This window comes from Xenorhabdus mauleonii (assembly GCF_900113945.1).
In the GTDB taxonomy this organism is placed as follows: domain Bacteria; phylum Pseudomonadota; class Gammaproteobacteria; order Enterobacterales; family Enterobacteriaceae; genus Xenorhabdus; species Xenorhabdus mauleonii.
In genome coordinates, this window is sequence record NZ_FORG01000092.1 from 1 (window position 1) to 1,452 (window position 1,452).

The window sequence follows — 1,452 nt, forward strand, 5'->3', positions numbered from 1 at the left end:
GCGGCTACTGCAAGATGGCTCTCTATTACTGGTGACTCAGACATTAGATGGCACTATTTCCGGCGCACAAATCATTAAGCCGAACAGTGATAAACGCCTTGTTTCCGGTACGAGGAAGAAAGGGAGTGTTATTCCGGTATCTGAAATTACCGGAGCGCCTGACACCATCATCATTACAGAAGGTTACGCGACAGCGCTGACTATCAGCCAGTTACATAATGGTGTGGTGCTGGCTGCGATTGATGAAAGTAATTTACTGAATGTTGCCGAATTGGTCAGAAAGCAGTGGCCTGAATCGAAAATTATCCTTGCGGCTGATAATGATTGGCACTCACAAGGCGAACGGGACAAAAACGGCAAGCTTAAAAAGAACGTGGGGAAAATTGCCGCTGAGAAGGCGGCTAATGCTATCAATGGTTGGGTAACGTTACCGCCAACGGAATATAAAGCCGACTGGGACGATTATCGTCAGCGCTACGGCATCGAGACAGCAAAGCCGGCATTCAGTAACGGATTATATCAGGTCGGAGAGAAAAAACTCATGGAAGCAGAAGCGGTAGTGATCCACGAAACTAAGCTCAAAAAGGCCACTAACAATCTGGCACAAATGGCAGCCAGTCAGCGCGGGGCATTATTGGTTGAGCATTACAAAAAAATCGCGGTACATTCTGAAAGTGAGGCAGTTTATCACTATGATGGCACAACATGGGTAACTCTGTCAGATAACGAGCTGCGTCGTGCAATGGTGGCAATCTTCGACCAGCACGATACCCCGTACAGCCCAAACGGGATCAATAACGCTATCTGCGCCATGAAATTACAAATTCCAGTCATTGGCGAACAACAGTCGGATTTAATCGGGTTTAGTAATGGCGTGTATGCGTTATCGACACAACAATTTATCCCACACCAGCCGGAACACTGGCTAATGAATCATAACGGCATTTCATTCACGCTGCCTGCTGTCGGTGAAAATTTGCCGGATCATGCTCCTGACTTTTATCGCTGGTTATCCCATGCAGCGGGTCAGAATGAAAACAAGATGAATCGTATCAAAGCTGCCTTGTTTATGATTCTGGCAAACCGTTATGACTGGCAGCTATTTATTGAAGTGACGGGTGAGGGTGGCAGCGGTAAAAGCGTGTTTACGTATATCGCTACCTTACTGGCAGGAGAACATAATACCGCCAGTGGCAATATGAGAGCACTGGATGAAGCCAGAGGCCGTTATCAATTTGCCGGAAAAAGCTTAATTACGCTGCCCGATCAGGTTAAATATGTCGGTGAAGGTGCGGGTATTAAGGCCATTACAGGCGGCGACCTGATTGAAGTTGACGGGAAATACGAGAAGCAATTTTCTACCATCATCAAAGCCGTGGTATTAGCCACCAATAACGAACCCATGAGTTTTACCGAACGTAACGGTGGCATTGCACGGCGGCGAGTGATATT

Annotated in this window: 1 protein-coding gene; it reads left to right on the forward strand. The window is 47.1% G+C overall.

The features are described 5' to 3' along the window. Window positions 1-1,452: toprim domain-containing protein (locus BM100_RS22400; RefSeq protein ID WP_175495010.1), on the forward strand; the 1,452-nt coding region annotated here is incomplete at both ends.